At 76.8% G+C, this 22,009-nt stretch carries 18 protein-coding genes and 1 pseudogene; 9 read left to right on the top strand and 10 right to left on the bottom strand.

Going from position 1 to position 22,009, the window contains the following annotated elements; genetic code table 11:
• The first annotated feature begins 115 nt into the window (after window positions 1-115).
• Window positions 116-1,345, top strand: coding sequence for a geranylgeranyl reductase family protein (locus IHE55_RS03205; protein ID WP_197987625.1), 1,230 nt, complete (start codon window positions 116-118; stop codon window positions 1,343-1,345).
• Window positions 1,346-1,957: 612 nt separating this feature from the next.
• Here the strand turns inward: IHE55_RS03205 and IHE55_RS03200 are convergent.
• On the bottom strand, window positions 1,958-2,419 hold the full coding sequence (locus IHE55_RS03200; RefSeq protein ID WP_197987624.1) for a nitroreductase/quinone reductase family protein: 462 nt from the start codon (window positions 2,417-2,419) through the stop codon (window positions 1,958-1,960).
• 185 nt (window positions 2,420-2,604) lie between these two features.
• Between IHE55_RS03200 and IHE55_RS03195 the strand changes: the two genes are divergently transcribed.
• From IHE55_RS03195 to IHE55_RS03185, 3 genes and pseudogenes are all read left to right on the top strand, one after another.
• Window positions 2,605-3,342: a TetR/AcrR family transcriptional regulator gene (locus tag IHE55_RS03195; RefSeq protein ID WP_197987623.1), complete on the top strand. Its 738-nt coding sequence runs from the start codon at window positions 2,605-2,607 to the stop codon at window positions 3,340-3,342.
• Between the two features lie 59 nt (window positions 3,343-3,401).
• Window positions 3,402-4,727 (top strand): annotated as a pseudogene (locus tag IHE55_RS03190) (sensor histidine kinase); the annotation flags it as partial.
• Between the two features lie 313 nt (window positions 4,728-5,040).
• Window positions 5,041-5,703 carry a response regulator transcription factor gene (locus IHE55_RS03185; RefSeq protein ID WP_197991754.1) on the top strand — a complete coding sequence of 221 codons (663 nt, stop codon included), beginning with the start codon at window positions 5,041-5,043 and terminating at the stop codon, window positions 5,701-5,703.
• A gap of 351 nt (window positions 5,704-6,054) precedes the next feature.
• Here IHE55_RS03185 and IHE55_RS03180 read toward each other — a convergent pair whose 3' ends face one another.
• Window positions 6,055-6,951, bottom strand: coding sequence for a DUF2797 domain-containing protein (locus tag IHE55_RS03180; protein WP_197987621.1), 897 nt, complete (start codon window positions 6,949-6,951; stop codon window positions 6,055-6,057).
• Window positions 6,948-7,190, bottom strand: a complete 243-nt coding sequence (locus IHE55_RS03175) for a hypothetical protein (protein ID WP_197987620.1) — start codon at window positions 7,188-7,190, stop codon at window positions 6,948-6,950. The genes IHE55_RS03180 and IHE55_RS03175 overlap by 4 nt, the downstream gene beginning before the upstream one ends.
• Window positions 7,191-7,854: 664 nt before the next feature.
• Here IHE55_RS03175 and IHE55_RS03170 point away from each other — a divergent pair.
• Together IHE55_RS03170 and IHE55_RS03165 are read left to right on the top strand one after the other, a co-directional pair.
• A complete protein-coding gene (locus IHE55_RS03170) occupies window positions 7,855-8,313 on the top strand; it encodes a DUF4383 domain-containing protein (RefSeq protein ID WP_197987619.1) in 459 nt (152 codons plus the stop codon).
• 270 nt (window positions 8,314-8,583) lie between these two features.
• Window positions 8,584-9,813 carry an ROK family protein gene (locus IHE55_RS03165; protein WP_197987618.1) on the top strand — a complete coding sequence of 410 codons (1,230 nt, stop codon included), beginning with the start codon at window positions 8,584-8,586 and terminating at the stop codon, window positions 9,811-9,813.
• A gap of 207 nt (window positions 9,814-10,020) precedes the next feature.
• On the opposite strand, the gene IHE55_RS03160 is transcribed toward IHE55_RS03165, so the two are convergent.
• From IHE55_RS03160 to IHE55_RS03145, 4 genes are all read right to left on the bottom strand, one after another.
• Entirely contained in the window at window positions 10,021-10,677 is a 657-nt protein-coding gene (locus tag IHE55_RS03160; protein ID WP_197987617.1) for a DUF4865 family protein, read from the bottom strand.
• 498 nt (window positions 10,678-11,175) lie between these two features.
• Window positions 11,176-11,853 (bottom strand): TetR/AcrR family transcriptional regulator, encoded by a 678-nt coding sequence (locus tag IHE55_RS03155; RefSeq protein ID WP_197987616.1) that lies wholly within the window; start codon window positions 11,851-11,853, stop codon window positions 11,176-11,178.
• A 217-nt stretch (window positions 11,854-12,070) separates the two neighbouring features.
• Window positions 12,071-12,691, bottom strand: a complete 621-nt coding sequence (locus IHE55_RS03150; protein WP_197987615.1) for an ATP-binding protein — start codon at window positions 12,689-12,691, stop codon at window positions 12,071-12,073.
• A gap of 186 nt (window positions 12,692-12,877) precedes the next feature.
• Window positions 12,878-13,210 carry a hypothetical protein gene (locus IHE55_RS03145; RefSeq protein WP_197987614.1) on the bottom strand — a complete coding sequence of 111 codons (333 nt, stop codon included), beginning with the start codon at window positions 13,208-13,210 and terminating at the stop codon, window positions 12,878-12,880.
• 162 nt (window positions 13,211-13,372) lie between these two features.
• Here IHE55_RS03145 and cds1 point away from each other — a divergent pair, with 162 nt between their 5' ends.
• Entirely contained in the window at window positions 13,373-14,521 is a 1,149-nt protein-coding gene (gene cds1 / locus IHE55_RS03140; protein ID WP_197987613.1) for an L-cysteine desulfhydrase Cds1, read from the top strand.
• 190 nt (window positions 14,522-14,711) lie between these two features.
• Here the strand turns inward: cds1 and IHE55_RS03135 are convergent, their stop codons facing one another.
• On the bottom strand, window positions 14,712-15,545 hold the full coding sequence (locus IHE55_RS03135; protein WP_197987612.1) for a DeoR/GlpR family DNA-binding transcription regulator: 834 nt from the start codon (window positions 15,543-15,545) through the stop codon (window positions 14,712-14,714).
• Between the two features lie 241 nt (window positions 15,546-15,786).
• Between IHE55_RS03135 and IHE55_RS03130 the strand changes: the two genes are divergently transcribed.
• Window positions 15,787-18,528 (top strand): hypothetical protein, encoded by a 2,742-nt coding sequence (locus IHE55_RS03130; protein ID WP_372442608.1) that lies wholly within the window; start codon window positions 15,787-15,789, stop codon window positions 18,526-18,528.
• Here the strand turns inward: IHE55_RS03130 and IHE55_RS03125 are convergent.
• Entirely contained in the window at window positions 18,498-20,909 is a 2,412-nt protein-coding gene (locus IHE55_RS03125) for a right-handed parallel beta-helix repeat-containing protein (protein ID WP_197987611.1), read from the bottom strand. The genes IHE55_RS03130 and IHE55_RS03125 overlap by 31 nt on opposite strands.
• A gap of 203 nt (window positions 20,910-21,112) precedes the next feature.
• On the opposite strand from IHE55_RS03125, the gene IHE55_RS03120 reads away from it, so the two are divergent.
• Window positions 21,113-21,286 (top strand): DUF6126 family protein, encoded by a 174-nt coding sequence (locus IHE55_RS03120; RefSeq protein ID WP_197987610.1) that lies wholly within the window; start codon window positions 21,113-21,115, stop codon window positions 21,284-21,286.
• 72 nt (window positions 21,287-21,358) lie between these two features.
• On the opposite strand, the gene IHE55_RS03115 is transcribed toward IHE55_RS03120, so the two are convergent.
• On the bottom strand, window positions 21,359-21,784 hold the full coding sequence (locus tag IHE55_RS03115) for an ATP-binding protein (RefSeq protein WP_197987609.1): 426 nt from the start codon (window positions 21,782-21,784) through the stop codon (window positions 21,359-21,361).
• Between the last annotated feature and the right edge of the window lie 225 nt (window positions 21,785-22,009).

The following is a 22,009-nucleotide window of genomic DNA, read 5'->3' as shown; positions in this document are numbered from 1 at the left end:
ACGAACTTGATGTGCCGCAGATCATCCCACAGGCGGTCGGCGGACCGGCGGGACGTAGGATGCGGCGGTAGTCGGATCAGGTGTTCGGGTCGGTCGAGTGGGAGCGGAAGCACACGTGAGCAGCGACAGCGCAACCGGGAACGAGACCTCCGCGGCGGGGCGTGGTGACCGGCCGGTCTGGGATGTCGTGGTGGTCGGAGCCGGTCCGGCGGGCGCCTCCGCGGCCTACGCGGCCGCCTGCGCCGGGCGCCGGGTGCTGCTGCTGGAGAAGGCCGAGCTGCCCCGCTACAAGACCTGCGGCGGCGGCATCATCGGCCCGTCCCGCGAGGCCCTGCCGCCGGGCTTCGAACTCCCGCTGCGGGAGCGCGTGCACGCCGTGACGTTCTCCCTCAACGGCAAGCTCTCCCGCACCCGCCGGTCCAAGCAGCCGCTGTTCTCCCTCATCAACCGGCCCGAGTTCGACGCCGCGCTGGTCGAGGCGGCCAAGGAGGCGGGCGCGGAGGTCCGTACCGGCACCGCGGTGACCCGGGTGGAGCAGCACGGCCCGGCCGTCCCGGACCGGCGGACCGTCGCGGTGGTCCTCGCCGACGGGGAGACGGTGCTGGCCCGCGCGGTGGTCGGCGCGGACGGCAGCGCCAGCCGGATAGGGGCGCACGTCGGGGTCAAGCTGGACCAGGTGGACCTCGGGCTGGAGGCGGAGATCCCGGTCCCGCCGACCGTCGCCGAGGACTGGGCGGGCCGGGTGCTCATCGACTGGGGCCCGATCCCGGGCAGTTACGGCTGGGTCTTCCCCAAGGGCGACACCCTCACCGTCGGCGTGATCTCGGCGCGCGGGGAGGGCGCGGGCACCAAGCGCTACCTGGAGGACTTCATCGCCCGGCTGGGTCTGGCCGGCTTCGAGCCGAGCATCTCCTCGGGCCACCTCACGCGCTGCCGCGCGGACGACTCGCCGCTGTCCCGGGGCCGGGTCCTGGTCTGCGGGGACGCCGCCGGGCTGCTGGAGCCGTGGACCCGGGAGGGCATCTCCTTCGCGCTGCGCTCCGGGCGGCTGGCGGGGGAGTGGGCGGTGCGCATCGCCGAGGCGCACGACGCGGTGGACGCCCGCCGGCAGGCGCTGAACTACGCCTTCGCCATCAAGGCCGGACTGGGTGTGGAGATGGGCGTGGGCCGCCGGCTGTACGGGGCGTTCGCCCGCCGGCCCGGGGTGTTCCACGCCGCGCTCACCGGCTTCCGGCCCGCCTGGCGCGCCTTCACGAAGATCACCCGCGGCTCCACCACGCTGGCCGAGATCGTCCGTACCCACCCCGCCGCGCGGCGCGCGGTCACCGCGCTCGACCGCGGCTGACCCCCGCCGGGCCGGCGGGTCCCCCACGGGCGTGCGCCCCGGAGCCTTCGACGCCCCGGGGCGCCTTCGCGCCGGGCCGGGGCCGCCCCCGCACGGTGGCCCCGGCGGGCCGGGGGCTCTTCCGCGCCGCGCCGGGGTGCTCACGGCGCCGCGGGGTTCGGGGTGCCGCGGGCTTGTGGGGCTGCGGGATCAGCGGGGCCGCGGGGGCATCCGGCGCCGCGGGTCCGGTCCGGTGCCGCGGGTCCGGTCCGGTGCTGGTTCGTCCGTACGGCCCGGCGGGGGCGGGCGGTTTGTACGGTCCCGCCGCCGGGGGCGGGTGACGGGCGAGTCCGGGCCCGCCGGAAGCGCCTGGCGGGGCGGCCCCCGCGCCCCGGGCGCGACCGTCTCCCGTGGGCGGCGAGCGTCCTGCGTGGGCGCGACCGTCTCCCATGGGGGCGAGCGTCCTGCCGGGACGACGACCGTCCTGCGGGGACGACGAGCGTACGGCAAGGCCCGCGGCCGTCGTCCGGGGCGCGGGACCCCGGTGCCGGACCCCTCCGCAGCGCCCCGTGCACCCGCCGGGTGCGGGCGCCTTCGGGCCACGCCCCGGCGGCACCGGGGCGTCACCGGGCCTCACGCCGGGACCGGGGCGATCCGGAAGACCGGGTGCCGGGGCGCGATCCGCCGCAGCTCCTCCGGCGGCGAACCGGCGCCCACCCCGTCGAAGAACCGCCCGACCTCCCGGCCCCAGCGGTCGAGGTAGGCGTGGAGCACGGCCGGCTTCTCCTCGTCGGTGATCTCCACGGCGGTGAACGGCTCGGCGCGCCGGCCCACCCGCAGCTCGCCGCCGCCGGCCGCCCGCAGGTTCCGCACCCACTGGGTGGTGCCGCGCGGGGCGACCAGGTACCGGTGCCCGCCCAGGGGGAGCGGGTTCACCGGCACCGTCCGCCACTCCCCGCTGGTACGGCCGCGGACGGCCAGCTCGCTCTTGCCGTTGAGGGTGATCCCGCGCCGGACCAGCCAGGCGATGGGCCGGTGGACCAGGGCGGTCTCCATCCGGCCGGACTTCACGTAGTACGCGGTGTGCCGGGTCATCTGATTCTCCTCGCCTGGGGCGGATCGTCGTGGTGCGCCGGTGCCGTCCCGCCCGGGGACGACTCCGGATCGCACTGTCAGAGCAGTGCTCTCGCTTGAGATCAGTGTGCACGCTTTTCCTTCGCAGGGCAAGAGCACTGCTCTCGTTTCCGTCCGCCGCTCTCGTTCATGGCAGACTGGGCGTCATGAGTGCCATCCGAGGGGCCAGGGAACGGGCCCGTACCGAGGTCACCGCGGCCATCAAGGAAGAGGCCCGCAGACAGCTCGCCGAGCGCGGCGCGGGCGAGCTGTCCCTGCGCGCCGTCGCCCGGGAGCTGGGCATGGTCTCCTCGGCGCTGTACCGCTACTACCGCAGCCGGGACGAGCTGCTGACCGCCCTGATCGTCGACGCCTACGACGCGATCGGCGCCGCCGCGGAGACCGCCCTCGCCACCTCCGAGGGGGAGGCCCCGGCCGGCCGCTGGACCGCGGTGTGCACGGCGGTACGGGCCTGGGCGCTGGCCCATCCGCACGAGTACGCCCTCATCTACGGCTCGCCGGTGCCCGGTTACTCGGCACCCCAGGACACCAACCTCCCGGCCGGCCGGGTCGCGCTGGCCCTCATCGAGGTGGTCCGCGCGGCCCGTGCCGCCGGAGCGCTGCGGGAACCGGCGGCCGGGGAGGTGCCCGAACCGCTGCTGGCCGACGCCCGCCACCTCGCCGGAGAACTCGGCGTCGAGCTGCCGGCCGCGGTCCTGGCCCGGCTCGTCGCCGCCTGGGCACAGCTCTTCGGCCTGGTGAGCTTCGAGGTGTTCGGTCATTTCCACGGCATCGTGGGGGCGCGGGAGGAGTTCTTCACCCGCGCCGTGGCGGACCTGGCGCGCGGCGCCGGGCTGGCGGACGCCCCGCCGCGGCAGGCGGGGGCCGTACTCCCCGGGGAGTAGCCCGGATGCCCGCGGCCGGCGGACGCCGCCGGACCCCGGCCCGGTCTAGCGTGGCCGCCATGGAGCGGGTACGGGCACGGTGGCGGCGCGGCGGACCGGGGCGGCGGTGGACGCTCCCCGGGCCCGAGCGGTGGGTCACCCGCCGGTCGGACGGCGCGGAGGGCCCCGGCGGGCGCGGGTTGGACAGCGGCGGCCGGCCGGGCGGCGGCCCGGAGGCCGGGGGCGGACCGTGCGGTGGGGACGGGCCGGGTGCCGGGGGCGGCGAGGTGACCGGGCTGCCCTGGCGGAGCACCCTGGCGCTGACCGCGATCACCGTGGTCGGCAGCCGTTTCGCGGCGCAGGGCCAGCCCGACCGCGAGGCACTGGACCCGCTCGCCGCGGTGCTGCTCGTGCTCCTCCCGGCGCTGACCGTCCTGCGGTACCGGCACCCGGTGCTCACCGTGGCCGGCACCGCCGCCGGACTGCTGGTGTACCTGGGCGCGGGATTCCCCTACGGGCCGGTGATCCTCGCCTTCGTCGTCGCCTGCTTCGCCGCGGTCGCCGCCGGGCACCGCCACGCGGCCTGGGCCGCCATCGGCACGGTGTGGGCCGGACACCTGCTGATCGGGCACTGGCTCCACCGGTGGCTGCCACCGCCGGGGGACGGCGCCGCCCCCTGGACCCAGGAACTGGCCGTGGGGGCCTGGGCGGTGGCGGTCCCGGCCGCCGCCGAACTCCTCCGCGCCCGCCGGGAGCAGTGGGCCCGGGAGCGAGCGGAGCGCGCCGAGGCCGAGCGCCGCCGGGCGGACGAGGAGCGGCTGCGGATCGCCCGGGAGCTGCACGACGTCCTGGCCCACAGCATCTCCGTGATCAACGTCCAGGCGGGGGTGGGACTGGCGCTGCTCGACCAGGACCCGGAGCAGGCCCGGGCGGCGCTGACCACCATCAAGGCGGCGAGCAAGGAGGCGCTGGGCGAGGTGCGCCAGGTCCTCGGCATGCTCCGGACGCCGGGCGCCGCGCCGCGCGCGCCCGCGCCCGGGCTGGCCCGGCTGGACGAACTGGCCGAACAGGCCGCGGGCGCCGGGCTGGCCGTGGACATCGCGGTGGAGGGCACCCGCACCGCGCTGCCGCCGGGCGCGGACCTGGCCGCCTTCCGTATCGTGCAGGAGGCCCTCACCAACATCGTCCGCCACTCCGGTTCCCGGGCCGCGCGGGTGCGGCTGCGGTACGCCGCCGGGGGCCTGGAGATCACCGTCGACGACGACGGCCCGGCGACCGGCGCCACCACCGGCGGGGGCAACGGCCTGGTCGGGATGCGCGAACGGGCCGCCGCGCTCGGCGGTACGGTGCGGGCCGGCCCGCGGCCGGACGGCGGATTCCGGGTCCGGGCCCGGCTGCCGGTCACCCGGGACCGCCCCGGAACCGGACGCGACCCCCGGCCCGGGCGAGCCCCCGGCCTCCGGCGGGTCCGCGCGGCCGGGCGGGGGCGGCCAAGGCGGCGGGCGCGGGAACGGGCGACGCGGTGGCGAGGTCCCGGGGCCGCGCGCCCTCGGCGAGCGGTCCGGAACACGGCGGTCCGGGCGCGGGGGAGCGGGAGACCGGTGACCGTGCGGCCGGTGGCCGTGCAGCCCGTGACGGTACGGCCGGTGACCGGGACGAGGAACGACAACGGTGGACGTGGAAGAGGGAGCATCCGTGACCGACGACGCAGGCGGGGCGATCCGGGTACTCCTCGCCGACGACCAGGTGCTGGTGCGCGCGGGGTTCCGCGCCCTGCTCGATGCCCAGCCGGACATCTCGGTGGTCGGTGAGGCGGCCGACGGTGAGGCGGCCGTGGCCCAGGTCGCCTCCCTCCGCCCGGACGTGGTGCTGATGGACATCCGGATGCCGGTGCTCGACGGGCTGGCGGCCACCCGCCGGATCACCGGCGCCCCGGAACTCGACCGGGTGAAGGTGGTGATGCTCACCACCTTCGAACTCGACGAGTACGTCTTCGAGGCGATCCGCTCGGGCGCCTCCGGGTTCCTGGTCAAGGACACCGAACCGGACGAACTGCTGCGCGCGGTACGGGCCGTGGTGGGCGGCGACGCCCTGCTGTCGCCGAGCGTCACCCGCCGTCTGATCGCCGAGTTCGCCGCCCGCTCCAAGCAGCCGGCGGGCGGCGACCGGCTGGCCCGGCTCACCGAACGGGAGCGGGAGGTGATGGCCCTGGTCGGCATCGGGCTGACCAACGAGGAGATCGCCCGCCGCCTGGTGGTGAGCCCGCTCACCGCGAAGACCCATGTGAGCCGCACCATGGTGAAACTGGGCGCGCGCGACCGTGCCCAACTCGTCGTCCTCGCCTACGAGACGGGCCTGGTCCGGCCCGGCTGGCTCGGCTGACCCACCCGGCGCCCGCCGTGCCCGGCGCCACTTCCGGCCCCCGCCGCCCGCCGTACCGGGCGCCACCGTCCGCCGCCCGGCGTAGCGCCGGGGCGCCCGGCCGGTGCCGGACACCCGGGTACGGCGGGTCGGCCTGTCACGGGGGCTGGGGGCGTGGGGGGCCGGGGGCGTGCGGCGCCGGCGTCACCGATCCGCCGTCGGAACGGCCGGGGTCCGCGTCGGGACGGTGGAGGTCCGCCGTCGGAACGGCCGGGGTCCGCGACCGGGGTCGCAAATGAGGGCGCCGGTCTCCGGCGGGACGGGCGGGGCCCGCCGTGGCACGGCCGGAGGTACGGGACAGGCGGCCGGGGGTCAGAACAGGGCGGCGGTCTCCGGCTCGGCCGTGGGCGGCGGGACGACCTCGGCGGTCGTCGCGGCGGTGGGGTCCGCGGCCGACAGCGGCCAGCCGGGCAGCTGCCGGACGTCCAGCAGTACGGTCCGCCCGCCGGCCCCGGCCAGATACACATCCGGGCCGGCCACCGCCACCACCGTGCCCGCCACCGTGCGGCCGGGCGCGAGCCGCAGGACGCCGGCGGCCGGGGCGGCCTCCCGCAGCCGGTCCAGGCCGAACACCGCGTCGTGGTGGACCGGTTCGGCGGGCAGCGGTGTCAGCGACTCGGGCAGCGTGCGCAGCGCGCACGCCCGGGCGTGCAGCGCGAGAAGTTCGGCGGCGCGCTCCGACGGGCCCGGCGGAGCGTGGCGGGCGGCCCGGCGGGCCGCGTACGGGAACCGGTCCGGCACCCCGAGCGCCGTGCCGAGCACCGCCTCCGCCCTCCGGGCGGCCATCAGCGGCCCGCGCCCCAGCAGGGTGAAGGACAGCGCCCCCTGCTCCCGCAGCCGGGCCCCCTCCCGTTCGGTGGCGGTGATGCCCACCTTGATCAGGCCGGGAGCGAACCAGGCCAGGTAGACGTCGTAGGGGCGCGGATCGTCGGCGCGGGTGTCGGCGGCCACCGAGTAACTCCGGTCCAGCCGGGCGCACTCCGGGCAGCGGGCGGCGACCGCGGCGGCGGGCACCTCCGCGTCCGTGGGGCACGGCGTGTGCCGAGCGCCCCGCCGCACCCCCGTACACCCCCGGCGCGCGCCGGTGCGGAACGCCACGGGACGTCCCGGGCTCAGCGGGGAGACGCGCTCGCCGTGTCCGGGGTGACGCCACACCAGCCCGGCGCCCCCGGCGGACCAGCGCAGCCCGTCGCAGCACCAGCCGGTCATCGGCGCCACCTTCCGGGGAACCCGCTCGCCGCCCGCGCCATCCGGGAGCGGAACCGGGCGGCCACGGCGAGCGACCGGGCCGTCACCCGGGTGGCGGACCGGGTCGCGCCGAGGTCACCGCAGAGGGCCGGCGCGGCGGCCACCACGAGGGACGCTCCGGCCGGCACGGCACAGGCCACGGCCGCGCGGGCGATCCTCGCCGTGGGCGCGTCACGCTCCACCCGGTCCCGGGTCGCCATGGCCTCACTCGTCCCTTCCGGCGCGGGCGCGCCGGCGTACGTCTCCCCGCCGACGCGCGCCTCCAATCTACCGGCCGCCCCGCGCCGGGGCCCTGCCCGCCGGCCCCCGTCCCGCGCCCGCGGGGCCGACGACGCGGGGGACGCCGGCTGCCGTCCGCGCCCGGAGGGGCTGACGAGGGGGGCGCCGGCCAGGACACGGGCGGCGGTGGCGGCCCCGGAGGGTCGACCGGGCCCCGTGACGCGGCACCGCACAGCCCGGCGACCGGGCAGGGCGCGGAACCGGGCAGCCTCGGTGCAGTGGGCCCGGCGGACCGGACGGGGCACCGCCGGCCTCCGACGTGCGTGTGGTGCGCGGCGTGCGGTGCCGGCGTGCGGTGCCGGCGCCGACCGGACGGCTGGTGGCCCCCGGCGGGCCCCGGGCGAACGGCAGGGCCCGGTCGAAGCGCAGATCCCCCGGCCGCGGGAACCCTCCCGCTCCGTGACGCACCGCACGTCGTCAGGGGTCCGGGACGGACCGGGTGTGCCTCTGCCGTGGCTCAGCGCCACGACCGGCACCCCGGAGGGGCGGTCCGACATGCCTGCGACGTTCGGGGGCACCCGGACACAGCTGTGGCGGACCGGACAGCCGGGCCCGCCTTCCTGATGATGGAAATAGGGAGTGCCCATGGCCACCCACGCCCGTCCCTCGCGCACCGCCCGGACACCGGTCCAGCAGGCCGCCCTGGCCGTCGGAGCGGTCTTCCTGCTGGTCGGTGTCCTCGGTTTCGTCCCCGGCGTCACCACGCACTACGACACCATGGAGTTCGCCGCCCACCACTCCGACGCCGAACTGCTCGGCCTCTTCCAGGTGTCGATCCTGCACAACCTCGTCCACCTCGCCTTCGGCGTCGCCGGACTGGCGCTGTCCCGGACCGCCGCACAGGCGCGGCTGTACCTCCTGGCCGGAGGCGCCGTCTACCTGGTGCTGTGGCTGTACGGCCTGGTCATCGACCATGACAGCGACGCGAACTTCGTGCCGGTGAACACCGCCGACAACTGGCTCCACCTGCTGCTCGGCCTCGGCATGATCGCCCTGGGCGCCCTGCTCGGCCGCCGGTCCGGCGCCGGACGTACCGCCGTGTGACGCGGGGGAGCAGCGGCTCGCGGCGCCCGGTACCGGCAGTGCCGCCGGGCCGACGGCCGCCGGCAGGCGGGCCCGCCACCGCCCCTCCCGCGTACGGCCCGCCCCGGGCCGTACGACCCCGGCCGCCGGCACGTGCCGGGACAACCCGGTCACCGGCCGCGGGGCCGTCGGGGTGGATGGGATACCGGCGGGTAAGGGATCGGTTCCGGCCCCCGGCGGCCGGTGGTGGCGCTTTTTTGCCGGGGCTGCGCCCCACGTGAGAATGGGACCGTGACCCAGACACGGACAAGGTTGGAGCGGGGCCGCAGCGCCCTCGGCCCGGCGCTGGCGCTCGTACACACCGGACGGGCGCCCACCCGGGCGGTCCTCACCGCCGAACTCGGCGTGACCCGCGCGACCGCCGGCGCGGTCGCCGCGGAACTGGAGGCGCTCGGCCTGATCCAGGTGGACCCCCGGCCGGGCGGGGCCACCGGTGGGCAGGGCCGCCCCTCGCACCGGCTGGCCATCGCACCGGGCGGGCCGGTGGTGCTCGCCGCCCAGGTCCACGCGGACGGGTTCCGGGCCGCGCTGGTGGGGCTCGGCGGCCGGATCGTGGCGACCGCGCCGGGCTGTATGACGGTGCCCGCCGATCCGGCCCGGGTGCTGGACGCGGTGGTCGAGGCCGGTGCCGGGCTGCTGCGGGAGACCGGCCGCCGCTGCGTCGGGGCCGGGCTGGCCGTGCCGTCCGCGGTCGCCGAGCCGGAGGGCACGGCGCTGAACCCGCTGCACCTGGCCTGGGCCGCGGGCGCCCCGGTCGGCGCCCTGTTCAGCCGCAGCCTGGCCGCCGCCGGCATCGGGTTCACCGGGTTCACGGGGAACGACGTCAACCTCGCCGCGCTCGCCGAGCACCGGCACGGCGCCGGGCGTGGCGCGCGCCACCTGCTGTGCGTCGCGACCGGACACCGCGGGGTCGGCGGCGCCCTGGTGCTCGACGGCAGGCTGCACACCGGCAGCTCCGGACTCGCCCTGGAGGTCGGACACCTGACGGTCAACCCGGACGGCCCGTCCTGCCACTGCGGCAACCGGGGGTGCCTGGACATCGAGGCGGACCCGCTCACCTTCCTGACCGTGGCCGGACACGTGCCGGGCCCGGAGGGGTCACTGCTGCACCAGGCCCGCACCCTGCTGCGGGACAGCTACCACGAGCCGGCGGTACGGGCCGCCGCCCACCAGCTGATCGACCGGCTGGGGCTGGGGCTGGCCGGGCTGGTGAACATCCTCAATCCGGACCGCATCATCCTCGGCGGGCTCCACCGCGACCTGCTCCGCGCCGATCCGGAGCGACTGCGCGCCCGGGTGACCGAGCGGAGCCTGTGGGGGCGGAGCGGCGTGGTGCCGATCATGCCGTGCGTGCTGGACCACAACAGCCTGGTGGGGGCGGCCGAGCTGGCCTGGCAGCCGGTGCTGGACGACCCCCTGGAGGCGCTGACCGGCGCCGAGGCCGCCGCGACCACCGGCTGACCCCCGGCCCGGACGCGCTTCCTCCGGGCCCGGGGCCGGCACCGGGACGAGGAGGTCCGGCGGCCCGCCCGGGCACGGCGGCCACGGGGCAGGGCGCGCGGGTCGGGAGCCGGTGGCAGGGCGCCTTCGCAGCCGCCCGGTGCGCCCGGCGGCGCATCGCCGGGCCGGGTGAGGGCCTACCGCCGGGCGCGGTGGGGGCCTACAGGGTCACCAATGCCGCCCGGGGCGCAGGTCGGCCAGTCCCGGTGCCGACAGGTGGAGCACCCGGAAGCGTTCCCCGGCCCCGTCCGGTGCGCCGGCCTCCTGCGACCCGTCCGCCACCGGGGTGTACGACCCGTCGGGCGCAGAGCCGGGCGCCCCGGCACCGGTGTCCAGCCGGAGCGTGAAGTGGAGCAGTTCCCAGTGCCGGGGGTCGATCGCCAGCGCCGCGGAGTGCACCCCCGCCGACCGGGCGCGCTCCCGGGTACGGGCCAGCGCCTGCGCCACGGCGGTGGCGGGATCGGTGCCCGGCGGCACCGGCTCCACCCGGCGCACCGCCGTGTGCGGACGCTCCGACACGGCCGGGCCGGGTTCGAAGGCGAGTCCCACCCAGTGCTCGACGGTGGGGCGACCGAAGTCCTCGACGACGCCCCGGAACCCGGCACCCCACAGGAAGCGGTTCATCGCCTCCGGGTCCGCCCACAGGTAGAAGGGCGCGTAGCTGTTGACGGACGCGCCGTCCACCCCGCGCTCCTGGATGCCGTAGGCCTTGAGCCCGAGTCCGGGGAAGTCGTCCAGCAGGTGGCCGCGGGTGGCCACCCGGCGCCGGATGATGTCCATGTCGTAGTCGGCGGGCAGGGTGATGCGGTACTGCATGGCGTGCATGGCGGAACTGCCTCCTGTCGGCGGGCCGGACGGCCCGGGGCGCGGGGAACGGATGTGACCGGCGGGACGGGTGACGGCCGGCGGGACGGACGTGATCGGGGGAGCGGGGGACGCACGGCACCCGCGGGTAACGGGTGCACGGGCTCGTCGGCAGGGACGTACGGGACGGCCGCGGACCGGCGCGGGACCGGCGTGGCCGGTAGTGGTCCCGGCGCCTCGACGACCGGGGGGCCGGGGCGTACGGAGGCCGCGGACCGGTGTACGGGCGCCAGGGCTTGGCGTACCGGCGGTGGGCAACGGCGTACCGGCGCCCGGGGAACGGCGGGCCGGACAACCGCGGGTCGGCGGACCGGCGCGAGCGGACCGGGCGCGAGCGCCATGGCGCCGGCGGGCCGGCGCGCACCCGGGGAGACCGGCGGGCCCGGTGGCGAGGGGCACCCCAGGCGAAGTGAGGCGGGGGCGACCGCTCCGGGGACCGCGCGGGCGGCGCCCGGCGGCTCAGCCGGCCGCTTCCGCCGGCCCGGACTCCGGGCCGGTCCGGGGCGCCGCCCCGGGGGGCCCGGGTACTCCGCCCGGCCCCGGTGCGGGGTCCGGCTCGGGTACGCCGTCCACTCCCAGCAGGGCGAGCAGGCCCTGTACCGCGGCGTCGAACGGGGCGGTGGAACCTGCCGCGCGGGCCAGCACGTAGCCGCCCTGCACGGTCGCCACGATCGTCGCCGCGGTCGCCGCAGGGTCCAGCCGGGCGGGAAACTCGCCGTCCCGCCGCCCCTCCTCGACGATTGCGGCGAGCCTGGCCCGCAGCCATGTCAGGGTCTCCTCCACCGGACGCCGCAGCTCCGGGTCGGCGATGACCTCCGGATCCATCGTCAGCCGGCCGACCGGGCAGCCGCGGAGGACGTCCCGCTCCCGCAGTACGTAGCCGCGGAGGCGGTCACCGGCCCCGCCGGGCCCGGAGAACGACGCCTCGGCGGCCGCGCGCATCTGCTCCGCGGTCCGCCGGATGGCCGCGAGCGCCAGCCCCGGCTTCCCGCTGAAGTGGTGGTACATGCTGCCCTGCCCGGCGCCCGCGCGCTCCTGGATGGCCTTCGGGCTGGTGCCGACGTACCCCCGCTCCCAGAGCAGGTCCTGGGTGCTGGCGATGAGACGTTCGGAAGTGCTCATGGGGCCACTGTACATACCAGTAGGTACAGAGGCCAGGTGGTTGACCGTGGCCGTCCGGCGGGTGCCCCGCGCGGTGCGCCGGGATGCGGCCTGCCCCGGGATGCGGCCTGCACCGGGACACGGCCGGCCGTGCGACGCCGGGTGTCCTCCAACGCGGGCAGGGGGCGCTGGGCGCTACGGGACGGTGCGCCGACCGATGGGCCCGGGGCGCCTCGGGCGGCGCCCGCCCGGTTCAGGCCGGTGAGGGCTCGCAGGTGCCGGAGCGGTCGGGAACCGTGGCGGACGCGGACGCGGACGCCGGTTCCGGCGACCCGGCCCCGGCGCCGATCGGATCCGGCAGCCAGGTGAGTTCTTCGGGGGAGGCGGGGACCGGTCCGGCCGGCGCCGGCGCCTCGGTCGGCACCGCCGCTTCCACGGGGTGCGCCGGCTCCGGGGGAGCGGGGGTCACGGCCGGCTGCGGCACCGGAAGGGTGAACCACACCACCTTGCCGCTGCCGTCCTCCGGGGCGTGCATGCCCCAGCTCTCGGTCACCGCCGCCACCATGCCCAGCCCCCGGCCGTGGGTGGACGCCGGATCGGGCTCCGTCATGCGCGGCAGCCGGGGGTCGCGGTCCCGGACCGACACCGTCAGCCGGTCCAGCATCAGCGTGATCTCCACGGTGCAGTGCTTGTCGGGCTCCGCGTGCCGGTGGACGTTGGTCAGCAGTTCCGTGACGGCCAGCGCCGCCGGGTCGATGAGCACATCGAGATGCCAGTAGCGCAGCTGCGCCGAAACGATTCTGCGGACCTGTCCGATCCGCGCGGGCAGAGCCTGCAGCTCCACCGTGCAATGCCTGCCTGGACGACTGATCACGGCCGCACTCCCTGGGGAAGAGTGAGGGCTAGCCTGATTCAGATGCGGGCGATGAACATGGGCGGCGGCGATCGTCCGCCGCCCACGACCGGAGGGCCGGTTCTCAGCGTCACCGCCGGTTAACCCTCAGTGATACTGCTGCTCGTCCAGCGTCGGCCCCCCGGCCCGCACGCGCAACTCGGGCGCTCAGCCCTCGCCGGCCCGCCCCCGGGCACTGCGGATGGCGTCCAGGAAGCGCCCGGCCGCACCGCCGGACGCGGCGGCCGGCGCGGCGGCGTCCTGCTGGGCCAGGGTGAGCCGGTAACGGGTGCCGTTGACCGTGGCCATCGCCTGGTCCTCGTCGGCGAACCAGGGCTTGCCCGCCCGGACCGACTGGACCGGAGCGCTGTCGATCTCCCGGCCGTTGCTGGTCAGCAGCTCCAGCCGCCCGTCCTTGATCAGTACCTGCCCCGCCCGCGTCACGGAGCGCAGGAACCGCTCGATCCGCACCCCTCGGGCATTGAATTCGGTTTCGGCCATATGGACCGCCTCCCCGGTGAACTCAAGCCGGCTTAACGCCTGGTCCTCACAGTGTCCCTGTTGCGCAGTCTGCCCGTGACCTCCGATCCGCACCAGAGCCCCCTAGGATCGAAATGGTGCGGCCGTCATGGTCAACCGGAGCACGAGCACAAGGAAACCAGTATGAGCGGTGTGGAGAGCACACAACGACCCGCGACCGGCACCGTGGACGTGGACCGGAGCGACACCGCGTACCGGGACTGGCTGAAAGAGGCCGTCCGCAAGGTGCAGGCGGACGCCAACCGCTCCGCCGACACCCATCTGCTCCGCTTCCCGCTCCCCGAGCGGTGGGGCGTCGATCTGTACCTCAAGGACGAATCCACCCATCCCACCGGCAGTCTCAAGCACCGGCTCGCCCGCTCCCTGTTCCTGTACGGACTGTGCAACGGCTGGATCCGCCCCGGCAAGCCGGTCATCGAGGCGTCCAGCGGGTCCACCGCCGTCTCCGAGGCGTACTTCGCCAAGCTGATCGGGGTTCCCTTCATCGCGGTGATGCCCCGCAGCACCAGCCGCGAGAAGTGCCGGCTGATCGAGTTCCACGGCGGCCGGTGCCATTTCGTGGACGATCCGCGGACCATGTACCAGGAATCCACCGCGCTGGCGGCGGCCTCCGGGGGCCACTACATGGACCAGTTCACCTACGCCGAACGCGCCACCGACTGGCGCGGGAACAACAACATCGCGGAGTCGGTCTACCAGCAGATGCGGCGTGAGCGGTACCCCGAACCGGCCTGGGTGGTGGCCACCGCGGGCACCGGCGGCACCTCCGCCACGCTCGCCCGCTACATCCGCTACATGCAGTACGACACCCGGCTCTGCGTCGCCGACCCGGAGAACTCCTGCTTCTTCGACGGCTGGCTGCACGGCGACCCGGACGCCACCAGCGACCGCGGCTCGCGGATCGAGGGCATCGGCCGCCCCCGCATGGAACCCAGTTTCCTGCCGTCCGCGATCGACCGGATGATGAAGGTCCCCGACGCGGCCGGCATCGCGGCGCTCCACGCCCTGGAGCGGGTGATCGGCCGGAAGGCGGGCGGCTCCACCGGCACCGGGCTGTGGAGCGCGCTGCGGATCGTCGCCGAGATGGTGGCCGACGGCCGTACCGGCAGTGTGGTGACCCTGCTGTGCGATCCCGGCGACCGCTACCTGGACAAGTACTACTCCGACGACTGGCTGGCCGGGCAGGGGCTGGACACCGGGCCGTACGCGGCCGAGCTGAGCGCCTTCCTCGCCACCGGCCGCTGGCCGGGCACCGGCCCCGCCGGAGGCTGAACGGGCGCACCGCCGGCCCGACCGGAAGCCGACGCCCCGGAGGCCGCCCGGTCCGGGAGCCTCCCACCGTGCCGGGGCGCCGCCCCGGCCGGGGCACCACGGTCCCGGGCCCCATCGCGCGGGCGCCGGGCACCCCGGCTGCCGGGCCCGCTGCCGCCCCCGGTTCCCGGCCCGCCGACGGCGCCCGGCCTCAGTCCGCGGACCCGCCCGCGACGATCAGCTCCGGCAGGTGCTCGGCGATCTCCGCCCGCACCGGTTCCGGCATGCCCGCGTCCGTCACCAGCGCGTCCACCTGGTCCAGCGAGGCGAACGAACTCAGCCCCACCGTCCCCCACTTGGTGTGGTCGGCGATCACCACCACCCGCCGCGCCGACCGCACGAACTGCCGGTTGGTCTCCGCCTCCGCCAGGTTCGGGGTGGACAGCCCGGCCTCCACCGATATCCCGTGCACCCCCAGGAAGAGCACGTCGAAGTGGAGGAAGCGGATCGCGGCGTCCGCCACCGGCCCCACCAGGGTGTCCGACGGGGTCCGCACGCCGCCGGTGAGCACCACCGTCGGCGCCCCCGGACGCGCCCCGGCACCACTGCCCGCGGCCGAGCGCTGGGCCGCGTAGAACACCTCCGCCACCCGCACCGAGTTCGTCACCACGGTCAGGTCCGGCACGTCCACCAGCCGCTGCGCCAGCGCGTACGCCGTGGTGCCGCCGGCCAGTGCCACCGCGCTGCCCGGCGCGGCCAGCGGAGCCGCCGCCCGCGCGATGTCCTCCTTGGCGCTCAGCTCCAGCGCCGACTTGGCCTCGAACCCCGGCTCGTAGGAGCTGGTCCCGGCCACCGGCACCGCGCCGCCGTGCACCTTCTCCACCACACCCAGCCGCGCCAGCGCGTCCAGGTCGCGGCGGACCGTCATGTCCGAGACGTTGAGCCGGCGGGTCAGCTCGTTGACCCGGACCCCGCCGCGCCGCCTGACCTCTTCCAGGATCAGGGCCCGGCGCTGCTCCGCGAGGAGGTTCTGGTTGTCGCTCACGGTGCTCCCTCACTCCGCCCGCCGCGGTGGCGGCCGCCGCCACCGACCCGGCACCCGGTGCGGCGGCCCGGACCCACGGCGGGCCGTCCGCCGCGTGCGCCATCTTCCCACGCCCCGGCGGCGCCCGGCCGGGGAGCGTCGCGCATCACGATTTCGCCTCGCCCGCCTGTCGTACGTACCGCGCGGGCCGCGGCCGGGAATGCTCACTGAGCGGAGAACCACACCGGGATCGGGGGACACGGTGGCGACGACCACACAGCGGCAACAGCGGGAAGCGGAACGGGACCGGGCGCCGGGCGGGCGGCCGGACCCCGCCTTCGACGGCGGACCGGAGGGGGCCGGCGGGCAGCGGCGGCCGGAACTGGAACTGCTCGTCCACGGCGTGGGGGGCACCACCCCCGAACGCATGCTGGACGACCCGCGCACCGTCCGGGTCGCCGGGGACGACACCGCCGGGGTGCACCGGCGGGCCGCCGACGCCGACGCCGAGGACCGCCCCGGGGACCACCGGCGGGAGCCGGTCCGCGAGGCGTACTGCTGGTCCAACCTCACCTCCGGCAACGGCACCCGCGCCCTGTGGCTGCTGCTGCTGCCGTTCATGGTCGTCAACCTCGCGCACTGGATGCGCCCCGCCGCGCCCCGCCACGCGCGCACCGCCCGCGCCTACGGGGTCCTGGTGCGGCTGGTGGCGCTGAGCCTGACCGTGCTGCTCACCGCCGGAGCCTGCGAGGTCGCCCTGGACCTTGTCGCCTGGCAGTGCGCCGGCACCGGGTCGTGCGCCGACCGCCGCGACTGGCTGGGCTTCGTCTCCGCCGGGCAGAGCGGTTGGTGGAGCATGCCCGGCCGCCGCCTCGCCGTCGCCGCGCTGGTGCCCTGCGCCCTCACCGGACTGCTGTGGTACCTGTCCAACCGCACCTGGAGCGCGTACGAGACCCAGCCGCCCCCCGGCCGCACCGACGGCGACGGGGACCCGGAGGCCGGCGACGGGCCCGCGCTGCGGCTCCCCGGCTTCTGGTACGGCCGCCGGCTGGTGGCCCGGCTGCGCGCGGCGCACACCGCGGCCGGCTTCCTCACCGTCGCCGCCGCGCTCACCGCCGCCGCCACCCGCCACGACCGCGCCCCCGGCGGCAGTGCCTGGCTCGACGCCACCGGCTGGCTGCTGTGGGCGCTGATCGGCGCCGGCGGGGCCGTGGTGGTCCACGTGGTGTGCCGGCGGGGCCGCAGCGAGAGCCGGCTCGACGAGACCCTGGACCGGATCACCGTCACCGCGCTGCCCGGCGCCGCGCTGGGCGTCCTGCTGCTGGCCGCGGTGCACACGGCCTGGTCCCGGCCGGGCTGGGTCAGCACCGGACAGCTCCCCGGCGACGAGACCTTCGGCATCCTCGCGCTCGTCCAGGGCGTCCTGGTCACCGGCGTGGCGGTGTGCGCCCGGCGGCTGTACCGGGCCGCGCCCACCCCGCGCACCGCGCTGTCCGGGCTCGGCGGCGCGGCCGTCGCGATGCTCGCCTGCGGACTGGGCGCCGTGCTGTGCGGGGGCGTCGCCCAGCGGATGGCCGACTGGCTGGACGGGCCGGCCACCCCCGGCATGGGCCAGGGCCCGATGCCCGGCCCGCCCGTGGTGCTGTCCTGGCAGGCCGCCGCCGTCCCGGTGCTCCTGGTGCTGCTCGCGGTGCTCGCCGCGGTGTTCTGCTGCCGCGTGCTGCGGGTGCGGGCGCGCCTGGCCCGCACCGTCCCCGACGCCTACCCCGGCGAGCACGCCGACGGGGTGCGGACCCGCCGCATCGCCGGCGCCGTCGCCCGGGCCGGGATCACCGACGACGTACCCGCCATCGTGGGGCCGCTCGCCCTCCTCACCCTGCTGCTGGCCGGCGGGGCGGTGGCCGGCGCCTGGCTGACCGGCGAGGTGCCCGGCCGGGCCGCCGACGGCGCGCCCGAGGTGATCGACGCCGCCACCCAGGCCGCGCAGGCGCTGGGCTCCTGGCTGACCGGGCTGGCCTTCCTCGCCCTGGTCACCTGGGCGCGGCGCGCCTACCGCAGCCCGTCGGCCCGTCGCACCGTCGGCGTGCTGTGGGACGTCGGCACGTTCTGGCCCCGGGCCGCGCACCCCTTCGCGCCGCCGTGCTACGCCGAGCGGGCGGTGCCCGACCTCACCTGGCGGATGCAGACCTGGACCGGGCGGACCGGCGGCCGGCTGGTCATCTCCGGCCACTCCCAGGGCAGCGTGCTGGCCGCCGCGGCGGTCTGGCAACTGGACCACCGCACCCGCCGCCAGGTCGCGCTGCTCACCTACGGCTCACCGCTGGAGCGGCTCTACGGACGCTGGTTCCCCGCCTACTTCGGGCCCGGCCCGCTGCACGCCCTCCACCGCGAGGTGGACTGCTGGCGGAACCTGTGGCGGTACACCGACCCCATCGGCGGTCCGGTCCGGCTGCCGGCCGGCTCCGGGCCGGAGGTGGACCGCGGCGCCCTGAAGGACCCGCTGTCCTACGGCCGCACCCCCCGGCACCCGCTGCCGACGCCGATCCTGGGACACAGCGACTACCAGGCCGACCCCGCCTTCGAGGAGGAGCGCGCCGCCCTGCTGGACCGGCTGCCCGGCCAGGCGTGCCCGCCGCCCGGCGGGGATACCGCCGCCACCGGGCCGGCCCCGGCCACCGCCGCCGTACCGGGCTCCGCCGCACCCGTCACCGTCGCACCCGTCCCCGCCGTATCCGCCGCGGCCGCCGCCGTGCACGCCCCGGCCGGGCCCGTGCCCGACCCGGTCGTGTCCGGCCTCCCCGGGGCCGCTCCCGCCATACCCGCCCAGCCGACCGCCGGACCCGACGATACGGCCGGCGGACCCGACGGGACGGCCGCCGTGGGGCGCGAGGCGGGCCGGCCGGCCGATCGGGCCGCGACCCCCGGGGACCCGGACGGTGCCGCCCCGCCCCCGCCCGGCCCCGACGAAGCCGGTCAGGGCAGCTCGGGCAGGTCCTCCGGGTAGAGCAGGGTGAGGTCGTCGGTGTCCGGGTCGGCCAGCTGGGCGACCCGGCCCGCGTGCCGCTCCACCATCGCCTCGAAGGTCTGCCGGGCGGTACGGCCGTTGCCGAAGGCGGGGCCCTTGGGGAAGGCGGTGAAGTACTTCAGCAGTGCCTCCGCCGCCCCCTCGGCGAGCCGGTACTCCTGCTCCTCGGCCTGCTGCCGCACGATCCGCAGCAGCTCCTCGGGGCCGTAGTCGCCGAAGGTGATGGTGCGCGAGAAACGCGAGGCCACCCCGGGGTTGACGGACAGGAACCGCTGCATCTCGGCGGTGTACCCGGCGACGATGACCACCACCGCGTCCCGATGGTCCTCCATCAGCTTCACCAGGGTGTCGATCGCCTCGCGGCCGAAGTCCCGTCCGGCGTCCTCCGGCGACAGCGCGTACGCCTCGTCGATGAACAGCACCCCGCCGCGCGCCCGCTCGAACGCCTCCTGGGTGCGGATCGCGGTGGAGCCGATGTGCTCGCCCACCAGGTCCACCCGGGAGACCTCCACCAGGTGTCCGCGCTCCAGCACCCCCAGGGCGTGCAGGATCTCCCCGTAGAGCCGGGCCACCGTGGTCTTGCCGGTGCCCGGGGAGCCGGTGAACACCAGGTGCCGGCGGACCGAGGCGGCCTTCAGCCCGGCCGCCTGCCGCCGCCGCCCCACCTCGATCATGTCGGTGAGCGCCCGCACCTCCCGCTTGACGCTCTCCAGCCCCACCAGCGCGTCGAGCGCGCCCAGCACCTCGCCGGCGTCCCGGGCCCGCACCGGCTCCGGCGCGTCGGCCGGGGCCGCCGGCCGGGCCGCCGGGACCCCGGTCAGCAGGCCGGTGGTGGTCACCGTCTCCACCGCCGCCCGGGCCGGCACCGGCTGCGGCGGCGCCACGGCGGTGGCGCTCTCGTCGCTGGTGCACTCCTCGCTGACCGGGCCGGGCTCGGCGAACTCGTACCCGCCCCGGGCGCACCGCTCGGTGCGGCAGCGGGTCAGCGTCGAGCGGCAGCCGTCGATGATGTGGAAGCCGTAGCCGGAGCTGCCGGTCACCCGGCAGCTGCGGAAGGTGCCCCGGCCCTCGGCGGAGACGTAGAAGCCCGCCTCCGTGGGGGAGGTGACGGTGGTGCGCTCCACGGTCGGGTCGGCGCCCTTGGTGACGATCACCCCGGTCGTCGTCGCGTCGATGGTGCAGCCCGCCAGCGTGCCGCCGCTGCCGTGGTCACGGAACCAGGCACCGGTGGACGCCTCCCGTATCCGGCAGTCGTCCAGCTGCGCGGTGGCGCCGTCGCTGACCGACACCGCGGTGTTGCGGACCTGGGTGATGTCGCTGTCCACCACGTCCGCCCGGGAGCCCCGGTCGAGCACGAAGAGCGCGTCCGGCACGTCCCGGACCCGGCAGGAGTCCAGTACCGCGGCGGCCCCGTCGCTCACCCACACCGCCGGGTAGTCGCCGGTGCTGTCGTGGATCTCACACTGGTTGGCGTCCACCCGGGTGCCCGGGTCCCACACCGACAGCCCGTTGCGGCCGAACCGGCGCACCGTGGACCGGGTGAGGGTGAGCACCGAGCGCGACCGCAGGTCCACCCCGTTCTCCGGGACGTCGTGGATGTCGCAGTCGGCGAGGGTGAGCACCGCGTCGGTGTCCAGGTTGATCCCGTCGGAGACGGTGCGGTGCACCCGGCAGTCGGTGAAGTGCCCGGTGGCGCGGGCGGAGATCTGCACCCCCGACCCGCGTACCTCGTACACCTCGCAGCCGATCGCCTCCACCGTGCTCGCCTCCCCGGTGACCACCACGCCGGTGCCCCCGGTGTGGTGGACGCGGCAGCGCTCCAGCCGCGGGCGGGCGCCGCCGCGCACCGTCACCCCGGACTGCCCGGCCGCCACCACCTCGCAGTCCTCGAACACCCCGCCGGCGCCGTCGAGCACGCTGACACCGATCCCGCCGGGGTTGTCCACCGAGCAGCGGCGCACCGTCGGGCGGGCCGAACCGCGCACCTCGATCCCGACGGCGGACCGGGTGGCCACCCGCACGTCGGAGATCTCCGGGACGCCCTCCTCCACCAGCAGCGCCGGGGAGGCCGCGTCCTGACCCTCGATGTGCAGGTCCCGGACGGTCGCCGAGGCCCGTACGGTCAGCGCCACGCCCTCGGTGGGCGCGATCCGCACCGCGCCGCGCGCGCCCTCCGGACCGCGCAGCGTCACCGCCCGGGTGACCACGACGTTCTCCCGGTACGTGCCGGGGGCGATGGAGAGCACGTCCCCGTCGCCGGCGGCCTCCAGCGCCGCGGTGAGGGAGGCGTACTCTCCTGTGCGGCGCCGCCAGCGCGACGTTCCGCTGTGCGTCACCTGGACCACCGAGCCCTGTGCCATGGTGCTGTCGTGCCCCCACCTCTGATGCGTGCCGAAAACCGCGGGCGACTGTACGCGTGTGTGTGAAGGCCCACCGTAGCGTGCGCGGGCGGGCGGCAGTTGGGGGGACAGCCGCTCTTCGTCCGGCGGGTCCCGGCCCGGTCCCGGGTGCCGCCGGCGGCCCGCGCCGGGGGCGCCGCGGGGTGCGGCCGTACACTCGGGGGATGACCGACAGCCGGGCCCGCGGGCCGCGCCCCGGGTCCGTGAACGGCGGCGCGGGGACCGAGGAGTACAAGGAGCGCGCCGTGGCGGTGCGCGTCTTCATCTACGTGGTGGCCGGGCACGTCTTCGCCGGCTTCCTCTGGCTGCTGTTCTACCTGGGCAGCACGGCGAAGTAGCCGCCCGCGCCGGGGCCGTCCCCCGCGCGGGGACCAAGGTCACCGGCCGCCGCCTCCCGTGGCGCGCCCGGATCACGGCAGGCGCATGGCGAGGGTGACCACCGCGCCCGGCTCCCCGCGGGCGACCGCGAACCGGTCCGTCACCAGCTGGGTCAGCCACAGCCCCCGCCCGCTGGTGGCCCCGTCCAGGCCGGGCAGCACCCGGGGGATCAGCGACGGGCTGAAGCCCGGGCCCGAGTCGGTGATCCGGCACTCCAGCTCGTCGCCGACGCGCCGCAGCAGCAGCACGCCGGCGCCTCCGGCGTGCTCCACCGCGTTGGTGGCGATCTCGTCCACGGCGAGGACGAAGTCACCGCGGCGGCTCTCCCGGAGCCCCGCCCGGGCCGCGCACTTCTCCACCAGCACCCGCAGCTCGGGCAGCTGCCGGGCGTCGAAGCGCCGCTTGAGCAGCCGCTTGGCCAGGTGCTCGGCGGGAGGGCGGACGGCGTACGGCGGCACCGGCGCCCTCACCCGGTACGGCGGGGGCACCGCCCACCGCCCGCACCGGCCGGGGAAGACATCCGGAGGGGGGAAGCGTCGCACAGGACCTCGTTCCCTTCGTGGCCGGCCGCCGGGCCCTTCGTGTCCGTGGTGTCCGTCGTGTCCGTGGTGTCCGTGGTTTTCAAGAGAGCCGTTTCCGCGTCCGTCGATTTCAAGGTGCAGAGGGTACGGGGTGCGGGGCCG

Origin of the sequence: Streptomyces pactum, from assembly GCF_016031615.1 — a bacterium.
GTDB lineage: Bacteria > Actinomycetota > Actinomycetes > Streptomycetales > Streptomycetaceae > Streptomyces > Streptomyces pactus.
The sequence above is the reverse complement of the archived record's forward strand: the minus strand, read 5'-3'. Positions and strand labels throughout refer to the sequence as shown.